Genomic DNA, 25090 nt, shown 5'->3' on the forward strand with positions numbered 1-25090 from the left:
GGCATGCAAAACACCATTATCAAGAATATATCCATCGTTAACGAGGGCACCACCACGGTGGCCGACGTCCTCATCCGCAACGGCCGTATCGAAAAAATCGCGCCGCAGATCGGGGAAACCGGCCGCGAGATCGATGGCACCGGCAAACACCTCCTCCCTGGCGTGATCGACGACCAGGTGCATTTCCGCGAACCGGGCCTCACCCACAAGGCCGACATCCGCCACGAAGCCAGGGCCGCCGTTGCCGGGGGCACCACCTCCTTCATGGAAATGCCCAACACCAAACCCGAAGCCGTAACCCAGGAACGCCTCGAAGAGAAATACGATATCGCCGCGCAGACATCCCTGGCCAACTACAGCTTCTTCATGGGCGTGGCCAACGACAACCCGGATGAAGTCCTGAAAACGAATGCGAAAAAAGACCGCGTCTGCGGCGTGAAGATCTTCATGGGATCTTCCACCGGCAACATGCTCGTCGATAATTACCTCACGCTGGAGAAAATTTTCGGGCAAACGGAGCTCCTCATCGCCACGCACTGCGAAGACGAAAAGATCATCCGCCACAACATGGAGGAATTCAAAAAAGCAAAAGGCGACCAGCTCACCGCGGCTGACCATCCGCTGATCCGCAACGAAGAAGCCTGCTTCGAATCTTCGCTCGTGGCTATCCAGTTCGCCAAGAAACATAATTCCCGCCTGCACATCCTGCACATCTCCACCGAGAAGGAACTGCAGCTCTTCAGCAACATGCTGCCCCTGTCCGAAAAGCGCATTACCGCCGAAGTTTGCGTGCACCATCTCTGGTTCACCGCCGATGATTATGCACAATACGGCAACCTCATCAAATGCAATCCCGCCATCAAGGCTCCCCACCACCGCGAAGCACTCTGGAAGGGCCTGCTCGACGACCGGCTGGACATTATCGCCACCGACCACGCGCCCCACACCTGGGACGAAAAGCAGCAGCCGTACCTCCAGGCGCCCTCCGGCGTTCCGCTCGTGCAGCATAGCCTGCTTATGATGCTGGAACAGGTAAAGGCCGGCCGTTTCACGATCGAACAGCTGGTCCGCAAAATGAGCCACGCACCGGCGGAATGTTTCCGCATCCGGGAACGCGGCTTTCTGCGCGAAGGATATTGGGCAGACGCCGTGATCGTGGACCTGGACGCAGCATCCCCCGTCTCCAAAAACAATATTTACTACAAATGCGGCTGGAGCCCCTTCGAAGGACATACTTTCCCCGCCGCCGTGACCCATACTTTCGTAAGCGGACACCTCGCTTATGACAACGGCGTATTCAACGAACAGCAATGCGGCCAACGGTTGTTATTCAACGCCTGAGCATCGAAACGCGACTGATATACGAAGCGCCCCGTTGTGTACTGCCCCCAAAAAGTTGGACACTTTTGGGGGCACTTCATTGCCGGGGCGCTTCTTTTTTTATGGAAAATTACCTGCCCGGCATCTTTCCCGTTAGATTGATTCATTGTAATTTCACGAAAACGCCTGTGCATGGAGCTGGACAAAACAACGTACCTCGACCTCTCGATCTTCAACCGTGAAGACGAATATTCCCTGTTTCACAAAATGGATTTCACCACCACCGCCGGTGGGCGGGAATACCTGCGCAAGCTTTTCGGCCAGCCGTTGAAAGACATCGCTTTCATCCACAACCGCCAGCAGATGCTCCGCTACCTGCTGGAAAACGGAAAAGCCTGGCCCAAAGCCATCAGCAACGGCACTATCGTGGTGGTGGAGAATTACCTGAATGCGGATATAGAACCGATTTCGAGCAGCGGCGGGCTGGCGTTGTATATCAACACCATCGTCACCAAAACGATCTACGCGCCTGACTTTGGTTTCATCAAATTTTCCTTCGAGCAGCTCATCAACCTCATCCGCGGATTCCAGTCGCTGACGGAAGACATAGACATCGAATCGGCGCCCACCAACCTCCGGATGTTGCTGGAACGGGCGCGCGTGCTCATCAACAAAGACGAATTCCATACGATCGTTGAGCTCGACAACGACGGTGCGCTCAACTCCCGCGAGATCCTCCGGTACGATCGCGCCATCCGCAAGAAATACAAGAAAGTGCTTTGGGAGCTCACCGAAATATACACCCAGCTGGACGCATACCAGAGCATGGCGCAGGCGATCCTCCGCTTCCGGCTGAACTTCCCGGAGTTTACGGAAGAAGTGAAACCGCATATCTCCATCAAACAACTCTATCACCTGATCCTCCCACAACCGGTAGCCTACGACGTTTCGATGGACCCGGACAGAGGGTTTATATTCCTCACGGGGGCTAATATGGCGGGCAAGACCACCTTCATCAAGGCGGTGGGGATTTCCGTGTTCCTGGCGCACCTGGGCATGGGGGTACCGGCGCAATCCATGCAGCTGAGTTTCTTCCACGGCATCCTTTCCAACATCGATGTTAAAGACAACATCTTCAAAGGCGAAAGTTATTTCTACAACGAAGTGCAGCGCATCAAAAACACCATCATCAAAATCAGCGACGGTAAAAACTGGCTCATCCTGATCGATGAAATGTTTAAAGGCACGAACGTGGAAGATGCGAAAAACTGTTCCCTTGCGGTGATCCGCGGATTGCTGCAGAACCGGCGCTGTCTCTACATTCTATCCACACACCTGTATGAAATCGCGGAAGAATTGCAGCGCGAGCCGAAGATCATTTTCAAATATTTCCAGTCGGAAGTGATCGACGACAACCTGCATTTCACTTACGAATTGCGTGACGGGATTGCGAAAGAAAAAATCGGGTACCTGATCCTGCGCAAGGAAAAAGTAATTGAGTTGCTGAACAACATGAAGATGGATTAATCCCTATCTTCATGTTTCACCAACATTGTTTGTACCCATGCTTGTCAGCGTTTTCGGCAGCGCCATTCACGGCGTGGATGCCATTACCATTACAATAGAAGTCAATGTAGGCCAGGGCACGCGTTTTTGTCTGGTGGGCCTGCCGGACAATGCCGTAAAGGAAAGTGAATACCGGATCGAAACGGTGATCAAGAACATTGGTTACCGCATGCCCCGTTTGCGGACGGTGGTAAACATGGCGCCGGCAGATATCCGGAAGGCGGGAGCAGCGTATGATCTGCCGATTGCGTTGGGGATTCTGGCCGCGTCGGAGCAGGCGGTTTTCCGGCATGCGATCGAAACGTTCGTAATTATGGGGGAACTGGGGCTGGATGGAACGTTGCGCCCTGTCCGCGGCGCCCTGGCCATGGCGATGCGCGCCCGGCAGGAGGGTTTCTCCGGCATGATCCTGCCCCGGCAAAATGCATTGGAAGCCGCCATGGTGGAAGGGATCAGCGTGTACGGCATGGCGCACCTGAACGAAGTACTGGCTTTCCTGGAAGGAAGGGAAGAGCGCAGCCCGGAACCCCCAACGGCTTACCAGCCCGGCTTTCCGGAAGGGTTGGATTTTGCGGAAGTGAAAGGGCAGGAAACGATTAAACGGGCGATGGAAATCGCGGCGGCGGGCGGGCATAACATTTTGCTCGTGGGGCCGCCCGGCGCGGGTAAAACGATGCTGGCCCGGCGGTTGCCCACCATTCTTCCGCCGCTCACGTTACCAGAGGCCCTCGAGACCACGCGCATCCATTCCGTGGCGGGCAAGCTGAACGCGGCGGACGGCGTCCTCAGTTCCCGGCCCTTCCGGTCGCCCCATCACACTATCAGCGAAATGGCCATGGTAGGCGGCGGCAGCATTCCCCAGCCAGGGGAAATCTCCCTGGCGCAGCACGGCATCCTCTTCCTCGACGAACTGCCCGAATATCGCCGCTCAGTGCTGGAAGTCCTGCGACAACCCATGGAAGAACGTTGCGTCAGTATTTCAAGAGCGCGCCAGGCGCTGGAGTTCCCCGCCACCTTCCAGCTCGTGGCGAGCATGAACCCCTGCCCCTGCGGGTATTTCAACCACCCCGAAAAACCCTGCACCTGCCATCCGGGCGTTGTCCGCAAATACCTCAACCGCATCTCCGGCCCGCTGCTCGACCGCATCGACCTGCATGTGGAAGTGACGCCCGTGAGCCCCGGCGCATTGGCGGATTCGCCAGTCCCGGAAGCCAGCGCATCCATCCGGGAACGGGTGATGGCGGCGCGGGAACGGCAATCAATGCGCTTCGGCACGCCCACGCATACCGAGCGCAAAAAACAACCCGACGCGTATTGCAACGCGCAAATGAACAGCGGGCAGCTGGAAAAATTCTGCATACTGGGGCCGGAAGCGCGGCAGCTGCTATCCGCGGCGATGAACAGGTTGCAACTGAGCGCCCGGGCATACGACCGGATTTTAAAAGTAGCGCGCACCATCGCCGATCTCGACGCTTCCCCGCAAATAGCATCGCATCACATTGCCGGCGCCATTCAATACCGAACGCTGGACCGCGCCAGCTGGGGCCAGATGTGAAAAAGCCACGGAAATAAAAAAGCCTGCGCGGCAATAGCTACGCAGGCTTCCGTATAGGAACCGGGTCAGTGTTGACCGTTCTGCTGTTCGATTTTCCTGTAATCTTCGCTGAGTTTCCTTTGCACATCGGCCGGCACGGGCGCATATTCCGCGAAGATCGCCTTCACTTTGGCCTTACCCTGCGTCACGTTGCGCAGCGCGGCGAAGAGATGATCCAATTCGGCCTGCGGCGTCCGGGCTTTGATAACCTGTTTGGCATCGCCGGAATCCATGCCGGTAATGATGCTGCGGTGGCTCTGCAACTCGCTCATGATATCGCCCATCATGACGTCGGGCGCGGAAGCTTCCAGGTCGTAGACCGGCTCCAGTAGCTGGGGCGCGGCCTGGTGGAAGGCTTCGCGGAACGCCATCATACCGGCGATTTTGAAGGAGATATCGTTACTGTCGACCGGGTGCATTTTGCCGTCGTACACGCTTACCTGCACGTCGCGCACGTATGATCCGGTGAGCGGCCCTTCCTGCATCTTTTCCATCACGCCTTTGAGGATCGACGGCAGGAAGCGCGTATCGATGGCGCCGCCGACGATGCAGTTGTTGAAAACGAGCTTGCCGCCCCAGCTGAGGACGATTTCTTCCGTATCACGAACCGGAAATTCCTTGCTGGCGGGCATCCCTTCGAACCAGGGCTCAATCTTCATGAACACTTCGCCGAACTGCCCCGCGCCGCCCGACTGTTTTTTATGCCGGTAATTGGCCTGCGCGGCTTTCTGGATGGTTTCGCGGTAGGGAATGCGGGCGGGAAGGTAATCCACCTGCATATTGTACACATGTTCCAGCCGCCATTTCGTGATGGCCAGGTGCAACTCGCCCTGCCCGTGCAGGATCACCTGTTTCAGTTCGCGATTGTACTCCACTTCCAGCGTGGGGTCTTCCATGTGGATTTCGTTGAGGACTTCACCCAGCTTTTCGTCGTCGGCTTTGTTTTTTGCGATGATGGCCGTCCGTACCCGTGGCGGCGGGAAGTGGATGGGATCGATCTGGCTGTTGAATTTGGGATCGTTGAGGGTATGATTGGTGAAGGTATTTTTCAGTTTGAGGGTGCAGCCGATATCGCCGGAACGGAGGCGGTCTACCTGCTGGCGGTTTTTACCGTCGGCAATGAAGAGCTGGTTCAGGCGTTCGGAGGTATTGCCTTTTTCGTTGTACAGTTCCTGCCCGGCTTTCAGCTCCCCGCTCATCACTTTGAAGAAGGAGAGTTTGCCTATATGGGGCTCCAGCAGGGTTTTAAACACGAAGAGGCAGGTGGACCCGGCGGGGTCGCAGGGCACTTCGCGGCCGTCTTCCGTGCGTTCCGGGGGCATTTCCACGGCGGAAGGTGCCACATTGTCGATGAACCCCATCAGCCTGCCGCTGCCCATATTCCGGAGGGCGCTGAGGCAGAACAGGGGAAACACCTGGTGTTTCATCATCCCGATTTTAAGGCCTTGCCGGAGCTCGTCTTCGTCGAGACTGCCTTTTTCGAAGTACAATTCCATGAGAGCATCATCGTTTTCGGCGGCTTTTTCGACGAGGGTGTTGTGCCACGCTTCGGCCTGCGCCTTTTCATCATCGGGGATGGGGAGTTTTTCAGGTTTGCCGCCACCTTCGGGAAAGCGGTACATGGTCATTTTCAGCAGGTCGATAATGGCATTGAAGCCGGGGCCCTGGTTCACGGGGTACTGCATGACGGTGACGGCTGCACCGAAGAAGCGGCGGGCCTGGTCGAGCACCTGCTGGTAATTGGCGTTTTCGTGGTCGAGCTGGTTAACCGCGAGGATGGTGGGCTTCGCGTAGCGGTCTACGTAATCCCAGATTTGTTCGGTGCCTACTTCCACGCCGTTGTAGGCGTGGAGCACCATCACGGCGGTGTCGCATACCCGGATAGAAGAGGCGACTTCGCCTATGAAATCTTCCAGGCCGGGAGTGTCGATGATATTGATTTTGTAATCGCGCCACTCGGTGTGCAGCGTGGTGGCGTATACGGAGTTACCCCGGGCGTGTTCTACCTCATGGTAGTCCGACACCGTGTTTCGCTCCTCCACGGAGCCGCGTTTTGGGATAATGCCGGCCTCGAACAGCATGTCCTCGGCCAGCGTCGTTTTGCCGCTCTTGGCAGCGCCAATGAGCACAACATTTTTAATGTGTTTTTCGTCATACGTTTTCATACGGCAATAGTTTTGCGGGTGAAGCGCGCCGGGGCGAGTGGGTTTGCCGTTCCAGGAGAAAGAATCAGGTTGCGAGGCTCATAACATGCTGTAGGATGACCTTCCCGGCCGTATATTAAATTACGCAATTTTTAGGGTAAATACCGTGATAAGTCCAGTTTAAAATCGATGTCACAACACCGTTAGGGTGCCAAATAACTTTACCTTTGCCCCATGAAATTATTATTACGGTACCTCAAAAACTATAAATGGCTGGTAATGGCCGCGCTGCTGCTGGCGACCGTTAACCAGGTGTTTTCCCTGTTAGATCCCTGGATATTCGGAGAAATCGTGGACCGCTTCGCGTCCCATCCCCATACGTTCACGGCCGCCAATGCCGCTGCGCCCGAACCGCGGACGGAAAATCAATACCTGTACGGCGTGCTGCTCCTGCTGCTGGCATCCATCGGCGTAGCCATGATCTCGCGCATTGCCAAAGCATTCCAGGATTATTTCGTGAGCGCCATCACCCAAAGGCTGGGCGCCCGGATGTATACCGACGGCCTCCGGCATTCGATGCGCCTGCCTTACCAGGAGTTCGAAGACCAGCGCTCCGGCGAAACGCTCGCCATACTCCAGAAAGTGCGCCTCGATACGGAAAAGTTCATCTCCCAGTTTATCAATATCCTCTTCACCACGCTCGTGGGTGTGGTATTTGTGATGGTTTTCGCCTTCCGGGTGCACTGGTCGCTCGTGTTCGTGTATTTCGGCGGCTCCGTACTGCTGGGATGGCTCATGAACGTGCTGAGCAAGCGCATCAAATCGATACAGAAAAATATCGTGAAAGAAACGACCGTGCTGGCCGGCGCCACTACCGAATCGCTCCGCAATATCGAGCTGGTGAAAAGCCTCGGCCTTACCAACCAGGAGATCCGCCGGCTGAACGCCAATACCATGAAGATCCTGCTACTGGAGCTCACCAAGGTGAAACGCGTACGCAGTATCGCATTCGTTCAGGGAACGTTCGTCAACCTCCTGCGCTCCACCATCCTGTTCCTGCTGCTGTACCTTATTTATGGCGACCAGGTATCCGTGGGCCAGCTCATTTCCCTGCAGCTATATTCCTTCTTCCTTTTCGGCCCGCTCCAGGAATTGGGCAACATCATCCTGGCCTACCGCGAAGCGCAGGTTTCGCTGGATAACTTCCAGCGGATACTCAATACACCCGTGGAAATAACACCCGCATCGCCGGCCAAGCTATCGCTGGTGAATGAGCTGGCATTCCGGAATGTGGGCTTCCAGCATATCACCGCCAAAAACAAAGCCCTCGACGCGATCAATTTCACGGTAAAAACCGGCGAAACCATTGCGTTCGTGGGCCCTTCAGGCAGCGGCAAAACCACGCTGGTGAAGCTGCTGGTGGGATTGTACAAACCCGGGGAAGGGAATATTGAATACAACGGCATCGATTCCGGCGCGCTGGACATCGAAGAGCTGCGCCACCAGCTAGGCTTCGTGACGCAGGACACGCAGCTGTTTTCCGGCACCATCCGTGAGAACCTCCTGTTTGTCAATCCCCGCGCCACGGAAGAAGAACTGATGAGCGCGCTGCAAAGGGCGTCGGCCTATAGCCTGCTGGCCCGTGCAGAACACGGTATCGACACCGTGATCGGCGAAGGCGGGATCAAAATTTCCGGCGGTGAGAAGCAGCGCCTCTCCATCGCCAGGGCCCTGCTGCGGCAACCACGGCTCCTGGTGTTCGACGAAGCCACTTCCGCCCTCGATTCCATCACGGAAGAAGAAATCACCCAAACGGTAAGACAGGTCACCTCCAGCAAAGAACACATCACGGTGATGATCGCCCACCGTCTTTCCACCATCATGCACGCCGACCGCATCTACGTCCTCGAAAAAGGCCGTATCGTGGAAACCGGCGCTCACCATGCCCTGCTGGAGGAAAAAGGCCTGTACTACGCCATGTGGCGCCAGCAGATCGGGGAAAGGAAATCCACCGGACAAACTACCGCATAAACACGATCATACTACCTGCAGCCGGATTTATATTGTACTTTTACGCACCATGAGCAACAAACAGAATTACTTTCTGAGCATACTGAAAATGAAGTGCCCGCATTGCCGGAGAGGCGATATGTTCAAGGATAAAAACCCTTTCCACCTGCGCTTCTCGAAGATTTTCGCGATGTACGAAAGATGCCCGGTTTGCAACCAGAAATATGAACTGGAAACCGGGTTTTGGTTCGGGACCGGTTACGTGAGCTACGCCCTTGGCATCGCCCTGTCGGTTTTTAACCTCGTCTGGTACTGGTTTTTCTTCGGAATGAGCTGGAAAGATGATAGCATCTACTGGTGGCTCGGCGTCAACGGGATCATCCTCCTGGTGCTGCAACCCTGGCTGATGCGCATTTCCCGCGTGATCTATCTATACTTCTTCGTGTACTACGACGAAGATACCGCGCAGCTCCCCGATCCGGAACACCCGCTCGATCATTCCCATTAATTACGAATGAATTATTCATACTGAAGGGCCGTGAAAACGGCCCTTTTTTGCTTTTCATCCAAAATCTGAGCAGTATGTCAGATCATCTTTAGTATCGTTACATGATGTAGTTCGAAGGGAAGGAAGATGCAGGCGCATCCATGCTCAAATATATCTTATCATTTTCATTACTCCTTAATTTTTCTGGGAAGACCGTCGTGTAACGCAATCCCAGCGCGACTTACTTGCCACGCCAACATTCATTTCCAGAAATAAGCGCTTATTATTTGCAACATAGATGCATTTTACTAGATTTGCAACTTTGTTGCACATTAAACATACTATCATGAAAAAGCTCTTGCTCCCGGCGGTTTTCGCCGGATTGTTCCTGGCTGCCTGCCGTAAAGATGACAAACCCGCCGACCCGGCGCCCGTTGAAAAAGAAGCCGCCTACCTACGGCTGATCGTCAGCGATGCGGACCAGGCGCGTATCTCCGTCGTAGATCCCTTGAAAAGCACCACCGCTCCCTTCAACATTAAAGCCGCCCAGCCTTCGCTGTATGCCACCAGCACCGGCCAGTTCGCCGCCATCATCAGCCGCGCCGACAACACCGTGGAATTCTTCAACACCGGCATCGAAAAACACGGCGGACATTTCCACGTGCATGAACCCGGAATGTCGCCCGTCACCTTTGCCGAAGCGGGCCCCACGCACTTTTACGCACATGCCGGCCTCAACGCTATTTTCAATGACGGAACGGGTACGATCAGCCTGTTTAAAGACGGCGACCTGGAAGACGGTCCCGGCGCCATCCTACCGGTTGCCCAACCCCACCACGGCGCCATGGTGATCTTCGACGATCATACCCTTGCCGTTACGCAGAAAGATGGCTCCATTTCCGGTACGCTTCCCGAAAAAGTAAAAATCATCGACCGTTTCGGTAAAACACTCCACGAAACCGGGATTGCCACCAAAGGCATCCACGGCGATGCGGGCAACGGCAAAATGGCGGCCTTCGGCAGCCCGGATGGCGTGCTCATCGTTTCCCGGAACGGCGAACAATTCCTCGTACCTTATCCTTCCAACTTCGGCGACGCCTGGCTCGGGACCATCTACGGCCATAATGCCCTCCCGCACTTCTTCGGTTCCACTAGCCTCGGGCTTTTTAAAATCGATCCCGCCACCAAACAAATCACCGAAGTGCTGAAAAATAACAACAACATCCATCAATACCTGCTCGACGGCGAGGGCAAGCATTTTTACGTACTTCTCACCGACGGCACGCTGAAAGTCTTCAACGCCGCCACCGGCCAGCAAACGAAGGAAGCGAAGATTGCACCGCCCATACCCGCGGGCGCCACGGCCGCGCAGAAACCTTATTTCGCCGTATCGCGCAGGGCGCTATATATCACCGATCAGGCAGCAGGCGCCATCCGCAGCCTCAACCTGCCGGATCTTCAGCAAACGGCTTCCATCAACGTAGGCGGCAAGCCTTTCAAAGTACTGGTCACCGGCGACCAGGAAGGCCTCGAGGCAGACGAACACTAAAGCCAGCCAATACACAACAAAAAGGGGAACCAGCGATTGCCGGTTCCCCTTTCCTTTTGCCTGTTACAGCTATCGTTACTTGATTTCAACCGGGAATTCTGCCTGCGCATCGCTGCTGCCGGGTGCGTAGGAACCGTCTTTGCCGGTCGGCTGGTGACGCACCACCATGCGTAAATAGCCTTTGAAAGCAGCCTTGGTGGCTACCTGCACATCCAGACCAATGGGTAAGTTCTTCGTGTCTTTATCCAGCGGCCTAACAGTAGCCGCGGTTGTCACCGAATCGGTTACGGGGGCGTTGGCATTCACGAAAAACAGATGGAAGAGGCGATGTTCATCAGCTTCCTCTGCGATTTCATGCGTCACGGTGTCGGCGGGATTTTTACGTTCATCCAGCAATTCGGTAGCCAAAAGATAAGTGGTATTGGCTTTCAGGTTGATGGGCGTTATCTGGGGCGCGTTGCCACCGGCGCCGTCCATGTCTTTCCACGTCGCGATCACTTTCTCCGCAGGCGTGGCGGCATTGGTGAAAGTGAGTTTCACGGTCGTGATTTCTTCGTTTTCATTTTCATGATCATGGTCGTGATCGTCATGCTTTTCCTTTTTGCAGGCGGAAAATGTGAGCACGGCGGCTGCGGCCAAAAATGCGATGGACTTATTAACAGTGAAAATTTTCTTTGTCATGTTCAGGAGGATTTTTTGCCGAAAATGAGCGGCAGTTTGAGTTTAAGGTAAATGTTCGCGCCTGGCTCATCCGCATAATACCGCAAACCGTTCAGGTAATCGCGGTAGCGGGTGTTGAGGACGTTGGTGGCACCAAGGATAACGGACAGGGGTTGCCTGCCGAAATGCAGCGTGCTGCCGGTTTCTATACTCAGCAGGTTGTACGCGTCGGGAGCAGCCATGTAATCCTGGCCGCGGGGATCTGTCGGATCTTCGATATTGGCCGGCGTACGCGTCTGCTTCGTTACGTTCTGCATGCTCACAGCGATGTAGTTGTCCGTGAATTTTTTCGTGCTACCCGGGAAGTAACTGATTTCATGTTCGAACCTGTCGGACGGCATGCTGATCAGCCAGTCGTTGATACTTTCGTTCCAGGCACGGAGCACGGAGGCTTTGGTGGTGAATTGCCATTTGGGAAGAAAGCGATAACGCACCTGCGCGTCGAAACCTTTAGTAGTGGCGTCGGCGCTGGTGTAGTACCAGAACGGGAATGCCCCGCGGATAGTCACCACGGTACTGTCTGTCGGTTGCAGAAAAATGAAGTTGTCGAACTTGTTGTAATACAGGTTCACATCGGCTTCCAGCTTGTCGTTCAGATCGTAGTGCAGCGCCAGGTTGATTTTATTGGCGGCTTCGGCTTCCAGGTTCCCCGCTCCCAGCTCGTACCGCGCGGCGCCGTGGTGGATACCGGTGGCGTACAACTCGTTCACGGCCGCCGCTCTCCAGGCATGCGCCGCATTGATCGTCGCGTGGAAGTTGTCGGTGAGGCGGAACTGTGCGCCCACCGAACCGGAGAAGTTGCTGTAATCGCGCTCGGCGTAACGGATATCGTGGGTATTGTCGCTGATGTCGTAATAGCTCCTGTTATCGTAGCGGATACCGCCTTCGAGGAGCCATTTGTTGTCGGCGCTTTCCCACTTTTCGGTCCAGAACAAGCCCCACTGCCGGCTTTCGTAATTAGGAATGAAAAGCCTGCGCTCGTAGCTGTTCCGTTGGAACATGCCGCTAGCGCCGATGGTACCGCGCAGACCTTTCCAGGAACGGTGGTCCCAGAGCAGCTCGCCGGTCCAGGTGGTGAGGTTCAGATTCATCCGGTTTACCGCCAGGGCGGAGTTGTAATCCAGCTCCTCCCGGTAGTTGAACTGCCGCGCCAGCACGAGGTTCAGCTTGCCGGCGTTGCCGGTGTTCACGAAACCTTTCACTTTGAACAGTTCGTGTTCGATGCGCTGGTATGGCCTGTCGATTTTATACGAAAACCCTTCCGTGTATTCCGGCAATGGGCGGCCGTTTTTGATGGCCAGGTCGAGGTCCGTGCTATTGCCGATGTGCGACCCTTCGAACACCGCGAGGTTGGTATTGAACTGGGAATAGAACAGTTCTACTCCATAATTTTTCTTTTTATAACCTGCGGCGGCGGAGAAATTGAATTCTTCCACGCCGGTGTTATCGAGCCAGTAGTCGGGCGTGCGGGTGTTGCCCCCTTTGCGGAGGGTACCTTGCAGCCGCCAGCTGAGCCCCGGCACCTGGGGCACTTGCTGTTCAAGAATAGCACTGAGCGCGCCCAGGCGGTTATTGGAAAAGGCGGACATATTCACTTCCCCTGCCAAACCCGGCCGCACCGGAAGTGCCCTCGGTTCCACGAGCACCACGCCACCGATCGCATCACCGCCATAACGGAGCGCGCCGGCGCCCTTCACCACTACCAGTTTATTGGCAAGGTAAGGGTCCACTTCGGGCGCATGCTCCGATCCCCATTGCTGGCCCTCCTGGCGGATGCCGTTGTTGAGGATCAGGATGCGGTTGCTGTGAAGGCCGTTGATAACAGGCTTGGAAACGTTGGGCCCGGTGGTCATCGTCGTTACCCCGTTGATGCGCTTTAATGCATCGCCCAGGCTGAGCCCCCGGGTTTTGTCGAGTTCCCTGCCGCTGATGGATTCCACAGCCGAGGTCGTCACTTCCTTCGCAGCATGACCGGTTACGGCCACTTCCTGGAGCTGGGTCACGCTGTGCGGGAGGGAAATGTTCCGCCGCTCGTCGCCGCCCACGGGCCACGACAGCTCCACGGGCAGGCAGCCGATGTGGCTGACGTGCAGGGTATATGTACCCGGACAAAGCCCATCGATCTGGTATCGTCCTTTATCGTCGCTTTTAACGGCCTGCCGGGTTTCTTTCACTAAAATGGTAGCGCCAGCCAGTGGTTGCTGGGTTTCGCTGTCGGTCACCGATCCGCCGATACGGATGGTGCACTGCGCCGCTGCGGGAGCCGCCCAAGCCAATGCGGGGAGGCCGCACAGCAGTGCGCGTAATATCAAATGTCTCATCTGGTTACAATGCGTCGTAGGCAGCCGGTACTTGCTGCCAGTGATAAATGAGTTGGGGGGGATGATGGGGCTTATGTGGCCGGAGGCGCCCTGAGTGAGCAGTAAAGTACCGGGGCTACCGGCACGGGAACCGGCTGCGCGGAAAGCAGTTCGGCATATACAAAAGGCACCGCTGCCAGGCGGACGGTATGCTCCGGGAGGAACATCTCCATGGCGCCATGCAGCCAGTCGCAGTGCGTGTGTTCGGTGGAAATGGCCGGACCGTGGGAATACGAAGCGCTGCAGGCAGGCTCGTCTACCGTGTCTTCATGGCCGGAAAAATGGTGCAGGTACTCGCGGGGCGTCGTGTAAATACCGAAGACGCCCAGGAGGAAAAAACGCTTATTTGTAGCAAACGCTGTCTCAACACACCTGTTTATGGCGACAAAGATAGCCTTTTTCCCGGAATTGCAACAAGGTTGCAGGCCTACCGGACCTTCATCATTGTGCGTACCTGCTGGGCCGCGCCGTTCTGGAACCGCACATAATACATCCCTGAAGGCAGGTGTTCCGCGTCAAGGGTGTGGGTGTAAGTGCCCGCGGCATGCTGGCGGTCAACCGGTTTGGCTATCAGCCTGCCCATGGTGTCGAACACCTGGATAAGTGTATGGCCGCCCCGGGTTTTGTATTGCAATACCGTTTTTGCCGTAAAAGGATTGGGGTAGTTGGAGATGAGCGTTTCGTTGTCGCCCACGCCGGGAATCCCCGTTACCACGCTGCATGCCAGCCCGTTGATGAGCGGCAGGCTCTGGTAGTTGTTCAGCATGATCCTGTTAAGGTCTTGCGAAGGCACGCAGAACCATTGTTCCAGCAGCGAGGCGTAAACGGAACGGAAGTCATATTGCATGGGCACGTTGTCTACCGGACCCGCTGCATCCGGCATCGTGGGGTTGTTGCCCAGCACCTGCTGGTTCACGTAATCCCCGAAAATGATCATGGGCGCGGAGTTGCCGTGGTCGGTGCCCATGCTGCCGTTGGACATGATTCTTCTCCCGAATTCGGAGAAAGTCATCCCTACCACCCGCTGCGATTTCTTCTGCATGGTGAGGTCGTCCATAAAGGCCTTAACGGCTGAGGAGATATTCCCCAGCAGCCGCGCATGTTCGCCAGTGGTGGTATCGCCGCTGTTGGTCTGGTTGGCGTGGGTATCGAAACCGCCGATGCTCACCATGTAGAGCCGGGTCTTTAAACCGCCAGCCACCAGCCTGGCCACGATTTTCAATTGTGCGGCGAGGGAGTTGTCGGGATAAGGCCCTTGTGACATCACTTTCGCGGCCGCAGCCTTGATCACGTCGGCATACTTGTTGGTTTGCCGCTGGATTTGCCGGATGTATTTCAGCTCTTTGCCAGCGCGCGTGTTCGGCACATTTTCTTCGATATTGTCAAGGAGGTTGTAGAAATCGGTAGGACTGGTCACTGCCATGCCGAAGTTGCCGCCACCTCCCACAAAAGCCGGCGATACGATGGATCCGATCTGGATCGCGGGCGGATCGGGCATTTCTGCATTTGGGAAATCTTTCGGGTAACCGGGATATTCCGTATCGAGGAAACGCCCGCCCCAACCGGTTTCCAGTACCTGGTTGGCATCGGAGCCGGTGAGCCAGATATCAGTCGCGCGGAAGTGGGAGAAGTTCGGGGAAGGATAACCGACCGACTGAACGATGGACACATGCCCTTCGTCGTACATTTGCTTAATGCCGGTCATCGCCGGGTGGATGCCCGTTTTGGTATTGCCTGCCAGCCGCAGCACACGCCCTTCCGGGATCGCGATATTCCTGCGCGCCGTTTCATACTTGCTGTACTGGTCGAGCGGGATCACCATGTTCAGCCCGTCGTTGCCGCCGTTCAGCTGGATCATTACCAGCACATGATCGTTGTCGAGCGCGGTTTTTTCAAGCGCGGCGAGGAAAGGTGAAGCGGCAAAAGCTTTGATGGAAAAGCCGTTGATAAAGGTAGGCAGGATAGATGCCGGGGCGGTATATCTGAGGAAATCTCTGCGTTTCATAATTAGGTTTTCAACGTGATCAGGCCAGGTGGTATTCCGACAGGTTCATGATGGTTTTGTAAAGCGCTTTTAGCATGTCTGTTACGAGCGCCTTTTGCATCGTATCGCCCGGGTTGGAAATGTATTGATCCCAGGCTTGCGTCCAGTAGTAATCCTGTTCCTGGTCCTTGAGCAGGATTTTATCTTTCAGATATGTTTTCATGGCGCCGGACAGATCCATCCGGTAGAGGATGGCCAGTGCGTCGTTGATAAGGTGCACGGGGTTGCCGGGGTCCGGAAGTTGCTGGGTGAACACCAGCGGGTCGATCTGCAGGCGCTGGCCCATGGAATTGTAACCCGTGGTGATCATCTGGTCGGCCAGGAAATTCCTTTTCGGCAGCGTGTCGGTATTGATCCAAAGTTCGTGGAACTGGGGCGCGAGGTAGTACGCATCCCACCCGGAAACGCCCGGCGGATCGCCGATATTTTGCTGCTGGCTGCCTGCGGCGGATTGCAGGGAACGCCACTGCGCGTATGCATTCATGTAATCCGTTGCCGGCGCGAACTTCACGCCGAACTCCCGGCACATGCCCACCGTATAATCGACGGGACTTTTAATCAGGCACGACATATTCGCGGGATCGTAAAAATGCTCGCTTTTGAAAAGCGCGGATAACACGGGGCGGATATCATAATTCGCCTGCCTGAAAATATCCGCCAGCGGCGTGATCACGTCGGCTTCCGCGGTGGAATCCACTTCGTAATAAATGAAGAACTGGTACAGTTTGCGGCAGATGAACTTCGCGACTTCCTGTTGCGCGAAGATGATATTGAGCATATCGTCCAGCTCGGTGGTACCCGCCATACCGGTTTTGCCGGTGATGACTTTATTGGAGAACCAGTTGGAGAACTGTTTGTTTTCTACGTCGTGTTTGGTGGGATCGAAATAGCTGCTGATGTTGACCTTGTCCACTTTGTACCCAGTGAGCACATGCGCCGCGGCGCGAACGTCTTCTTCCTGGTAAAGTGAATCGGGGCCTTTGCCGCAGGTGAAAAGTTCGAGTAGTTCGCGGGCGTAGTTTTCGTCGGCGGCGGTTTTCTCGTTGAGATAACCGTTGAGGTAGACGAGCATGGCCGGGTCGATGGTCACCGCTTTGGTGAGGGCTTTGAAATTGCCCAGTGCATGCGACCGCAACATGGCATTGTGCGCGTACATGAAGCGGGCATCTTGTACGATATTGGTTTCGGTGGCGAAATGGTTATGCCAGAAAAGCACCATCTTTTCGTGGATGGAGCGGCTTTGATTGAGCATGAGGCCCGTCCACCAGGCTTTGTAGCTGTACCTGCGATGGTCGTTAAGGTCTTCGTCTCCTTCGGGGGCCGTAACCCAGGTAGCGCCCGGCACAACGCCGGTGGGGTCTACATAGCCGCCGGTCTGGTAGCTGTTGACGGGCGGTGCGGGTGTGGCGGCAATGGGAACGAGAAGGGCGTCTACCGCCTGGTTCATGCTCATGCCTGCGAAATGGCTCACGTCTGCCGGCGCTGCGCCGAACATGGCGCGCTTCAGCAGGTGAACGACCTGCGCGGTGCCCCAGGTGCCCGTATAAGGCGATATGCCGGTGAAAGTCCGGGCAGCTTTGACAGGAGCGGCTTTGCGGGAGGAGTTGAGTGTCAGAAACGATCTGCGGTCCATCGGGGATACGGTTAAAAAGCGGTCAAATGTTGCATATGAAACTGCCGGAAAAACAACCACAGCAGCCAATTCTGCATCCAAATTAGTAAAAACTTTAATTCAATTGTATTATTTTATATGAATCTGACGGCAAAAAAGCGGTTAACCTGCCGGAAGCCGAAGATGAAAAATGAAAAAGCCGCCGAAGTGAGTGACACAACGGCGGCTGTTAGTTGATGACAAGCTGGATATTAAAAAATCATTCCGGCGGGATCAGGCGAGGTTTTCGATAATGCCCGCGATTCCCTGGCCGCCGCCTACGCAGGCGGTTACGATGCCGTATTTTTTCTTGAGGCGCTGCATATCGTTGAGCAGCTGGATGGTGAGCTTGGTACCGGTGCAGCCGAGCGGATGCCCCAGCGCAATGGCGCCCCCGTTGATGTTCACGATCTCCGGATCGAGGCCCAGCTCACGGATCACGGCGATCGACTGCGAAGCGAACGCCTCGTTCAGTTCGATCAGCTCGATGTCGCCGAGCGATTTACCCGCCTGGCGCAGCACTTTGGGCACCGCGGCCACCGGGCCTATGCCCATGATCCGTGGATGAACGCCCGCCGAAGCGCAGGCTACCAGCCGGCCGATGGGTTGGAGGTTCAGTTCTTTCACCATTTTCTCACCCATGACGATCACGAAGGCCGCGCCGTCGCTCGTTTGGGAAGAGTTGCCCGCCGTCACCGAACCACCGGCGGCAAACACCGGTTTCAGCTTGCCGAGCGCATCGATGGAAGTATCGCCGCGCGGACCTTCATCCGTATCTACCACCCAGGATTTCGACTGTTTCTTGCCTTTTTCGTTCACGAACACATCCTCCACCGTAATGGGCAGGATGCCGGGTTTGAAAAAGCCGCTCTTGATGGCGTTGATGGCTTTCAGGTGCGACTGCAGGCTGAATTGATCCTGTTCTTCGCGGCTGACGTTATATTCTTTGGCCACCGCTTCCGCGGTGAGGCCCATGCTGAGGTAATAATCGGGGGTGGTGGTAGCCACGCTGTAGGCGGGAACGGTCTTCCAGCCGGCGGTGGGTACGAGGCTCATGCTTTCGGTCCCTCCGGCGATGATGCAATCGGCCTGTCCGCTGCGGATCTTCGCGGTGGCGATGGCGATGGTTTCGAGGCCGGAAGCGCAATACCGGTTGACGGTCATACCCGGCACATCGATCCCCAGCGCGCGCACGCTGATCATCCGGCCGATCTGGAGGCCCTGTTCGGCTTCCGGCACCGCATTACCTACAATCAGATCATCAACCCGGTTGGGATCGAGCTGCGGAACGGCGCCCAGCAACCCTTTGATCACGTCTACAGCCAGATCGTCGGGCCGGTAAAACCTGAACCCGCCTTTCTTCGATTTCGTCACCGCCGTTCTGTATCCTGCTACGATATATGCGTCTTGCATGGTTATCTCCTTTTGTTTGGTATTCTCCAAATTTAAGGAATTCCAGCCTTATTTGACCGGTATCTCCAGGTATGTCACGGAAACGCCGGCAAATATGCCGTAACCCTTACCCACATTGGTGTAGACGCTTGCCGGCTCCCCGAGGAAGTTGCCATTGACGGTTTCCTGGAGCTCCAGCGATTTCAGGTATTGCCAGCTGGCGGACGTGAGGCCGGTCACCTCCAGCAGCAGCACTTCGTCTTTTACCAACACCTGCCGCGTCTGGAATACCACAAGGATTTCCCGCCCGTCGAACCGCTCATCGGGGATAAGGCTGGATTCGTGGTACGTTTCGGTGATCATGTCGGTAAAACTGTTGTTGTAGGAAGGATCGAAACGGTAACCCCTGCGTTCTGCGGGCACATAGCGGCCGTCGCCGAGCTTTTTCGCCTTGTACAGGCGAATCCTGTAGCGGTCGGGCCCCGGCATGTCCGACAAATACACCTTCACGCGGTTGCCGCCCTCCTGGGCAAAAGGCTCGCGCAGCAACGGCCGCCGCGGCAGCGTATCTTCCGCCGTCACAGCAGGCAACCCGGCAGCACTTACTTCCAGCTGGTACTTTACGCCCGCCGCCACTTTCGTTGCAGACACATAATACCCTTTCCCACCGATCTCCTGGTATTGCAAATCCATTGGCGCATCACCGGCCATCAACCTGATGGCTGCATTCCTGATTTCCGGGAAAGTAGTGGCCCCAGGCGGCTGCGAACGGGTCAGGCGCAAATACACCACGCTATCTTCCTGCATCAGGCTGTTCACCACGATGCGGTCGCCTTCGTATTCCACCGATATATCTGCCGACCTCTCACAAGCAGCCAGTGCGGCTATGGCGATGAATAGAAATATCTTTTTCATATCAGAATTTTACCGACCACGATACGCTCGGCAGCACCGGCAGGATGCTCATCATCGTTAGCTGGCGCCGCTGCAGTTCCGGGTTGTGCTTATAGTAATACAAAAACGGGTTCTTCTGGTTATAGATGTTGTATAATCCGAACGTCAGCGTGTACCGCGCCACCTTCCGTTGCTTTACGTACGTTGCGTTCAGATCCAGGCGGTGCACGTCCTGCATGCGAACGGTGTATTGATCCCGATAGACGTCCACCGGGTCCAAAACATCCGGCGGCAGCGGTGCGTTCGGCGAAGGCTCTGTGATCATTTCGTAGCTCGACACCGGCAAAGTCAGCGGCAGGCCGCTCGCAAATTGCCATTGCGCCGACACCTCCCATCGTTTCCCAATCTGCTGCGACAGCATTACTTCCAGCTCGTGGCGGCGATCGTATTTGTATGGAAAAACGCGGCCCTGGTTGATGTTCGGGAACGAGCGGCGGCTCCATGCCAGCGTGTAACCGATCCAGCCTTTGAAGCGATCCTGCTTTTTCTGAATAAGCGCTTCCATGCCATAACTCCAGCCGCGGCCTACCACCACCAGGTCTTCCCAGCTTTTGGTGGCCGCACTGAAATCCGCCGTCTGCTCCTGGTACTGGATCACATTTTCCATCCGCTTGTAATACCCTTCCACCGACATCTCGTATCGGTTGCCGTTCGTGGTTTTGGCCAGTCCCAGCGCCAGTTGCTGCGAATGCATGGGCGGCACTTTGTTTGTAGCCGCCACCCAGAGGTCGGTCGGTAAAAAAGTAGCCGCGTGGTTGGTGAGCAGGTGAATGTATTGGGTCATGACCGTGTAAGACATTTTCAGCGCCCACCGCCGCGGCAGCATATAGCGGAAGCCGAGGCGCGGCTGGATGGAGGTATACGCCCTTCCCTCGACCAGGAAAGCCGACCCGTGCACACCGAGGTTCAGGTGCATGGAGTCTCGGATTTTCCAGTCGTTTTCGAAATACAAAGACAATTCCACGCCGCCATGCGTCTGATCGTTGTAGGTAGTGTCTGTCAGTTGCATGTCGTCAGATACGTTATTGAACGCCGCAATGCCTGGCCTGAACACATGCCAGGTGCCCTGCCCGCCGAAGCGGATCACATGTTGCGGGTTGGGGCGGTAGTCGAAATCGATCTTGGCGCCCAGGTTGTCGACCTTGGAATAATACCGGCCGAAAGCGTTGTCGTTTTCCCGGACCTGCGGCGTATCGAGCGCCATGTATTTGTAGCGGTAATCCGTATTGAAGTAAAACTGCGAGTAATTGACCGTTACGTTGGAAAACAGGCGGGGATTGAAGATGTGGTTCCAGCGGATGGCATACGCCTGGTTGCCCCAGCCCATCCGGAAGCGCATTTCCTCATGATATTTCTTCGCCGATCCCTGCATCGAATCGAAAGTTTCGTTGCGATGCATGGTGAGATTATCTTTCCCGCCGTACCCGCTGAGGTAGATGCGATCCTTTGGCGAAAAGATATGATTGATCTTGAAATTTGCGTCGTAGAAATAGGCCCAGAATTCGCCTTCTTCCCCTAGCTTCAATTCCTTATTGGCGATTTCCTGCATAATCAGATCGGCATAAGTACGACGGCCGGTGAACATGTAAGATGTTTTCCCCTTGACGATCGGGCCTTCCACCGCCACGCGCGACGCAAGCAGCCCGAGAGTGATTTCGTAATGATCATTGTACATATCGCCATCCTTCATCGAAATATCCACCACCGAAGATAAACGCCCGCCGTAACGCGCCGGGAAAGCGCCTTTGTAGAGGTCTACATTTTTAATTACATCCGGGTTGAAGACGGAAAAAACCCCGAACAGATGGCTGGAATTGTAAACAGGCGTGCCATCGAGCAGGATGAGATTCTGGTCCGGGCTTCCGCCCCTGACGTGAATCCCGCTCGTGCCTTCCATCCCCCCGCTCACGCCGGGCATGGCCTGGATGGATTTGAGCACATCGGCTTCGCCGAGAACGCGGGGCATGGTTTTGGTCTGCGCCATGTTGATGTTGACCTTGCTCATCTGCGTTTGGTCCTGCAGCCGGGGGAGCGCTTCGGTCACTTCCACTTCTTTCAGGGTGTTGGAAGGGCTGAGTTTGAAGTTCAGCTGCCGGTTGTCGCGCCCCGGAACGGGCATCTGCATGGCATTGTATCCTGTGTAGGAAACGAAGAGCGACAGCGTGTCGCGGAGGGAAGTGAAACTGTAGAATCCGTATGCGTTGGTGACGGTGCCGGCTTTGAGATGCGGGGCGTAGACGGTGGCCCCGATGAGTTTTTCGCCGGTGGATGCGTCTTCCACATATCCGCTGATGGTCCGTTGGAACGAAGACTGCGCGGCGAGCACCAGTTGCCCGCCGATGCGGCGGTATTGGATGCCGTTGTCGCCGAAGAGCTGGTCGAGCACCTGCCACAGGGGCATATCACGGACGCTAAGCGTCACGCGGCGGTTGAGGTTTACCACGTCGCGGCTGTAGCTGAATGGAATACCGTATGTTTTTTCCAGATGGTCACAATACACGTAAAGGGGCTGATCTTCAAGGGAGACCGAGATCCGGGTGCGCCAGTTCCATGCGAACACCTGCAGGGGGAGCATTGCCAGCAGCAATAATCCCGGCAGGACTTTCTTCATTTTGCAAGCAATTAACTATGACAAATAACGGTTACAAAGGTTGCAGCATATAGCTTCCCGGCGTCGGTGATTCCACGGATGCGGATACCATATATGCCAGGGCGTCTATCACTTCTTCAACTGACTCTCCGGAAAAGTGGACGGTGATCCGTTTTTCCAGCATCGCGGGGTCGGCGACGGAGATGTTGACATGATACCTCTTTTCCACTGTTTCCAGGACAAGGCCGAAAGGAACGTCCCTGAACACCATCGGGTGATCTGACTGGCCCGACGACACTTCGAATCCGCCATCCGCACCGTTTCTTCTGAGGCTCATGCCCTGTGTCATCACCACGGGTTCGCCGAGCGAGGGGTCCGTCACCTGTATTTTACCGCTTTCCACCTGGATGAACAGGGTGGTGTCGAAAGATACGGAGAACCGGGTGCCCAGTACTTTGATTTCTGTACCGCCCGCTTCCACGATGAACGGCTTCCCGGCGGCGGGGGCGATATCGAAATCGGCTTTGCCCGACATGCGAACACGGCGTTCCGCTTCCCCGAAGTCATCATCCACCGTCAGCGTGCTGTTGCCGGCGAGCTGGACGCGGCTGCCGTCGTTCAGGGCGGCGGTTTGGCCGCCGGAGAACGATTGTTCGCCTGCACCGAGGCGCTTCAGTCCCCAGAAGCCCGCCATCAGCAGCACGGCAACTGTTGCCGCGGCTATCCACCAGGTGTTTTTCCGGCGGAGGGGCACGATATCCGCTTCCGGGGCTGCCGTTGCCGGCTGAGCGGTAACGGTGGCGCGGAGGCGGTCCCAACTGCTGCCGGTACTGATGCCGAAATCACGAATCGCCGGGGCGGGGGCCTCCAGCAGCCGTTGGATGGCGGCAAGCGCGGCCTCGTTGGCCGGCCCTTCCTTCCGCCATGCATCCACCCATGCGCGTTCCGGGGCTTCCGCCTCGTTCAGCAGGTACTTGCACAACAGGGAATATAATGCCTCATCGGGCTGCAGATGGCTCATGAACAGTTGTAAAATTAACTAGACGGATAGATGACGCGCGCCAAAGCGCCCATCCCCCATCCCATATCAAAAAAACAGGTGCAGGTAATCCCGCAGCTCCTCATGGAGGATCTTCAGGGCCTTTCCCATCTGGTTCTCAACAGTTTTAACGGAAATATTCATCACGGTGGCGATCTCGGCATATTTCAATTGCTCCTTCCGGCTCAGGACAAACACCTCCCGGCAGCGCTCGGGCAGCTTCCCCAGGGCCTGCTCCAGGCGGCCTTCCAGCTCCCGCGCCTGGACGGACAGCTGAACCGAATCCTCCTGCATCCTCCCGAAGGAAGTCTCTTTTTCGGTCCGCACCTGCTGCTTCCGCCATTGGCTGATGGCCATATTCCGGATGGAAGTGAACAGATACGACCGTTCCGACCCGGAAATACGGATCTGCTCCCGCTTTTCCCATAACTGGGAGAAGACGAGCTGCACCACTTCCTCCGCCTCCCAGGGGTCGCCGGTGTAGTGCACGGCAAAGGCAAGACAGTGGCTGTGATGCTCCCGGAAGAGCCTTTCAAATGCAGCGAGGTCCAACATGATCGTTGCGGCAAAATTAGGCGGCCGGGATACATAAACCAAATAGGTGTTGGTCTGGGCAATTTTATATCTTTGCGCGACATGTACGGTTTTATCAAAAAAATACTCTTCGGCTTCCCCCTGAGCGCATACACTACGGTGTGATGCACGGGCTGAAAGTCGTGAATGCGCTGCCTTTCGGCAAAAATGTGCTCGATGGCATCTGCCGTCCGAAAAATAACGGCCTGGAACGCAAGCTCTGGGGCCTCACTTTCGCCAATCCCGTGGGCCTCGCCGCCGGTTTCGATAAAGACGCCAGGTTCATCGACGAACTGGCCCATCTCGGGTTCGGTTTCGTGGAAATCGGCACCGTAACACCCCTGCCCCAACCCGGCAACGACCAGCCCCGGCTGTTCCGCCTCCCGCAGGACGAAGCCCTGATCAACCGCATGGGTTTCAATAACGAAGGCGTGCGCGCCGCGGCGAAAAGGCTGCAAAAACGCAAATCCAATATCATCGTTGGCGGTAACATCGGTAAAAACAAACTGACGCCCAACGAAGAAGCCGTGAGCGATTACGAAAAATGCTTCCATGCGCTGTTCGACGTGGTGGATTATTTCGTGGTGAACGTCAGCTCCCCCAATACACCCGGCCTCCGCGCCCTCCAGGAAAAGGAGCCCCTCAAACAGCTGCTGCACCATTTGCAGATGCTGAATAACCAGCAATCAAAACCCAAGCCCATCCTCCTGAAAATAGCACCAGACCTCACCACCGAACAACTCGACGATATCATCGAGATCGTCCGGGAAACGGAGCTGGCAGGATTGGTAGCCACCAATACCACTATCAGCCGCGAAGGATTAACGACCCCGCAAAGCGAACTGGACCGGATCGGCATGGGCGGGCTGAGCGGGCGCCCCATGCGGGAGCGCGCCACGGAAGTCATCCGTTACATCTCGCAAAAATCCGGCGGCACCATTCCCATTATCGCCGTGGGCGGTATCTTCACCGCCGCCGACGCCCAGGAAAAACTCGACGCCGGCGCCAGCCTCGTGCAGGTGTACACCGGATTCATATACGAAGGGCCTACCATCGTGAAGAAAATCTGTCAGGGATTATCTACTCAACCATAGCAA

General features: G+C 56.0%; 17 protein-coding genes. 7 read left to right on the forward strand and 10 right to left on the reverse strand.

Annotated features, from left to right (window positions below):
* Nucleotides 1–3 precede the first annotated feature (3 nt).
* From WJU16_RS09900 to WJU16_RS09910, 3 genes are all read left to right on the forward strand, one after another.
* Nucleotides 4–1341 carry a dihydroorotase gene (locus tag WJU16_RS09900; protein ID WP_341838155.1) on the forward strand — a complete coding sequence of 446 codons (1338 nt, stop codon included), beginning with the start codon at nt 4–6 and terminating at the stop codon, nt 1339–1341.
* A 171-nt stretch (nt 1342–1512) separates the two neighbouring features.
* On the forward strand, nt 1513–2847 hold the full coding sequence (locus tag WJU16_RS09905) for a MutS-related protein (protein WP_341838156.1): 1335 nt from the start codon (nt 1513–1515) through the stop codon (nt 2845–2847).
* Between the two features lie 37 nt (nt 2848–2884).
* The gene (locus tag WJU16_RS09910) at nt 2885–4441 is read left to right on the forward strand and encodes a YifB family Mg chelatase-like AAA ATPase (RefSeq protein ID WP_341838157.1); all 1557 of its coding nucleotides are present in this window, start codon (nt 2885–2887) and stop codon (nt 4439–4441) included.
* 65 nt (nt 4442–4506) lie between these two features.
* On the opposite strand, the gene WJU16_RS09915 is transcribed toward WJU16_RS09910, so the two are convergent.
* Entirely contained in the window at nt 4507–6645 is a 2139-nt protein-coding gene (locus WJU16_RS09915) for an elongation factor G (protein WP_341838158.1), read from the reverse strand.
* Nucleotides 6646–6858: 213 nt separating this feature from the next.
* Here WJU16_RS09915 and WJU16_RS09920 point away from each other — a divergent pair, with 213 nt between their 5' ends.
* The 3 genes from WJU16_RS09920 (at nt 6859) to WJU16_RS09930 (ending at nt 10670) form a co-directional block, all read left to right on the forward strand.
* The gene (locus tag WJU16_RS09920) at nt 6859–8655 is read left to right on the forward strand and encodes an ABC transporter ATP-binding protein (protein WP_341838159.1); all 1797 of its coding nucleotides are present in this window, start codon (nt 6859–6861) and stop codon (nt 8653–8655) included.
* 49 nt (nt 8656–8704) lie between these two features.
* Nucleotides 8705–9142 (forward strand): DUF983 domain-containing protein, encoded by a 438-nt coding sequence (locus WJU16_RS09925; protein ID WP_341838160.1) that lies wholly within the window; start codon nt 8705–8707, stop codon nt 9140–9142.
* A 325-nt stretch (nt 9143–9467) separates the two neighbouring features.
* Entirely contained in the window at nt 9468–10670 is a 1203-nt protein-coding gene (locus tag WJU16_RS09930; RefSeq protein ID WP_341838161.1) for a hypothetical protein, read from the forward strand.
* A gap of 75 nt (nt 10671–10745) precedes the next feature.
* On the opposite strand, the gene WJU16_RS09935 is transcribed toward WJU16_RS09930, so the two are convergent.
* The 9 genes from WJU16_RS09935 to WJU16_RS09975 form a co-directional block, all read right to left on the reverse strand.
* The gene (locus tag WJU16_RS09935) at nt 10746–11351 is read right to left on the reverse strand and encodes a hypothetical protein (protein ID WP_341838162.1); all 606 of its coding nucleotides are present in this window, start codon (nt 11349–11351) and stop codon (nt 10746–10748) included.
* A 2-nt stretch (nt 11352–11353) separates the two neighbouring features.
* Nucleotides 11354–13702 carry a TonB-dependent receptor domain-containing protein gene (locus WJU16_RS09940; protein ID WP_341838163.1) on the reverse strand — a complete coding sequence of 783 codons (2349 nt, stop codon included), beginning with the start codon at nt 13700–13702 and terminating at the stop codon, nt 11354–11356.
* 475 nt (nt 13703–14177) lie between these two features.
* Nucleotides 14178–15755 carry a DUF1501 domain-containing protein gene (locus WJU16_RS09945; RefSeq protein WP_341838164.1) on the reverse strand — a complete coding sequence of 526 codons (1578 nt, stop codon included), beginning with the start codon at nt 15753–15755 and terminating at the stop codon, nt 14178–14180.
* A gap of 19 nt (nt 15756–15774) precedes the next feature.
* Nucleotides 15775–17427, reverse strand: a complete 1653-nt coding sequence (locus WJU16_RS09950) for a DUF1800 domain-containing protein (protein ID WP_341838165.1) — start codon at nt 17425–17427, stop codon at nt 15775–15777.
* A 252-nt stretch (nt 17428–17679) separates the two neighbouring features.
* Nucleotides 17680–18858 carry an acetyl-CoA C-acyltransferase gene (locus tag WJU16_RS09955; protein ID WP_341838166.1) on the reverse strand — a complete coding sequence of 393 codons (1179 nt, stop codon included), beginning with the start codon at nt 18856–18858 and terminating at the stop codon, nt 17680–17682.
* 48 nt (nt 18859–18906) lie between these two features.
* A complete protein-coding gene (locus WJU16_RS09960; RefSeq protein WP_341838167.1) occupies nt 18907–19752 on the reverse strand; it encodes a DUF4249 domain-containing protein in 846 nt (281 codons plus the stop codon).
* 1 nt (nt 19753) lies between these two features.
* Nucleotides 19754–22402, reverse strand: coding sequence for a TonB-dependent receptor (locus WJU16_RS09965; protein WP_341838168.1), 2649 nt, complete (start codon nt 22400–22402; stop codon nt 19754–19756).
* Between the two features lie 31 nt (nt 22403–22433).
* The gene (locus WJU16_RS09970; RefSeq protein WP_341838169.1) at nt 22434–23402 is read right to left on the reverse strand and encodes a FecR domain-containing protein; all 969 of its coding nucleotides are present in this window, start codon (nt 23400–23402) and stop codon (nt 22434–22436) included.
* 66 nt (nt 23403–23468) lie between these two features.
* On the reverse strand, nt 23469–23975 hold the full coding sequence (locus WJU16_RS09975; RefSeq protein ID WP_341838170.1) for an RNA polymerase sigma-70 factor: 507 nt from the start codon (nt 23973–23975) through the stop codon (nt 23469–23471).
* Between the two features lie 143 nt (nt 23976–24118).
* Here WJU16_RS09975 and WJU16_RS09980 point away from each other — a divergent pair, with 143 nt between their 5' ends.
* Nucleotides 24119–25087 (forward strand): quinone-dependent dihydroorotate dehydrogenase, encoded by a 969-nt coding sequence (locus WJU16_RS09980; RefSeq protein ID WP_341838171.1) that lies wholly within the window; start codon nt 24119–24121, stop codon nt 25085–25087.
* Nucleotides 25088–25090: the final 3 nt, after the last annotated feature.

Source organism: Chitinophaga pollutisoli, from assembly GCF_038396755.1.
Classification (GTDB): Bacteria; Bacteroidota; Bacteroidia; order Chitinophagales; family Chitinophagaceae; genus Chitinophaga; species Chitinophaga pollutisoli.

What these genes read in the sequence shown, in the direction of transcription:
- WJU16_RS09970 (WP_341838169.1), bottom strand. Translation starts at nt 23,402, where the DNA reads ATGAGCCATCTGCAGCCCGATGAGGCATTATATTCCCTGTTGTGCAAG.
- WJU16_RS09980 (WP_341838171.1), top strand. Translation starts at nt 24,119, where the DNA reads ATGCACGGGCTGAAAGTCGTGAATGCGCTGCCTTTCGGCAAAAATGTG.
- WJU16_RS09950 (WP_341838165.1), bottom strand. Translation starts at nt 17,427, where the DNA reads ATGGACCGCAGATCGTTTCTGACACTCAACTCCTCCCGCAAAGCCGCT.
- WJU16_RS09955 (WP_341838166.1), bottom strand. Translation starts at nt 18,858, where the DNA reads ATGCAAGACGCATATATCGTAGCAGGATACAGAACGGCGGTGACGAAA.
- WJU16_RS09925 (WP_341838160.1), top strand. Translation starts at nt 8,705, where the DNA reads ATGAGCAACAAACAGAATTACTTTCTGAGCATACTGAAAATGAAGTGC.
- WJU16_RS09975 (WP_341838170.1), bottom strand. Translation starts at nt 23,975, where the DNA reads ATGTTGGACCTCGCTGCATTTGAAAGGCTCTTCCGGGAGCATCACAGC.
- WJU16_RS09960 (WP_341838167.1), bottom strand. Translation starts at nt 19,752, where the DNA reads ATGAAAAAGATATTTCTATTCATCGCCATAGCCGCACTGGCTGCTTGT.
- WJU16_RS09930 (WP_341838161.1), top strand. Translation starts at nt 9,468, where the DNA reads ATGAAAAAGCTCTTGCTCCCGGCGGTTTTCGCCGGATTGTTCCTGGCT.
- WJU16_RS09965 (WP_341838168.1), bottom strand. Translation starts at nt 22,402, where the DNA reads ATGAAGAAAGTCCTGCCGGGATTATTGCTGCTGGCAATGCTCCCCCTG.
- WJU16_RS09900 (WP_341838155.1), top strand. Translation starts at nt 4, where the DNA reads ATGCAAAACACCATTATCAAGAATATATCCATCGTTAACGAGGGCACC.
- WJU16_RS09905 (WP_341838156.1), top strand. Translation starts at nt 1,513, where the DNA reads ATGGAGCTGGACAAAACAACGTACCTCGACCTCTCGATCTTCAACCGT.
- WJU16_RS09910 (WP_341838157.1), top strand. Translation starts at nt 2,885, where the DNA reads ATGCTTGTCAGCGTTTTCGGCAGCGCCATTCACGGCGTGGATGCCATT.
- WJU16_RS09935 (WP_341838162.1), bottom strand. Translation starts at nt 11,351, where the DNA reads ATGACAAAGAAAATTTTCACTGTTAATAAGTCCATCGCATTTTTGGCC.
- WJU16_RS09915 (WP_341838158.1), bottom strand. Translation starts at nt 6,645, where the DNA reads ATGAAAACGTATGACGAAAAACACATTAAAAATGTTGTGCTCATTGGC.
- WJU16_RS09920 (WP_341838159.1), top strand. Translation starts at nt 6,859, where the DNA reads ATGAAATTATTATTACGGTACCTCAAAAACTATAAATGGCTGGTAATG.
- WJU16_RS09945 (WP_341838164.1), bottom strand. Translation starts at nt 15,755, where the DNA reads ATGAAACGCAGAGATTTCCTCAGATATACCGCCCCGGCATCTATCCTG.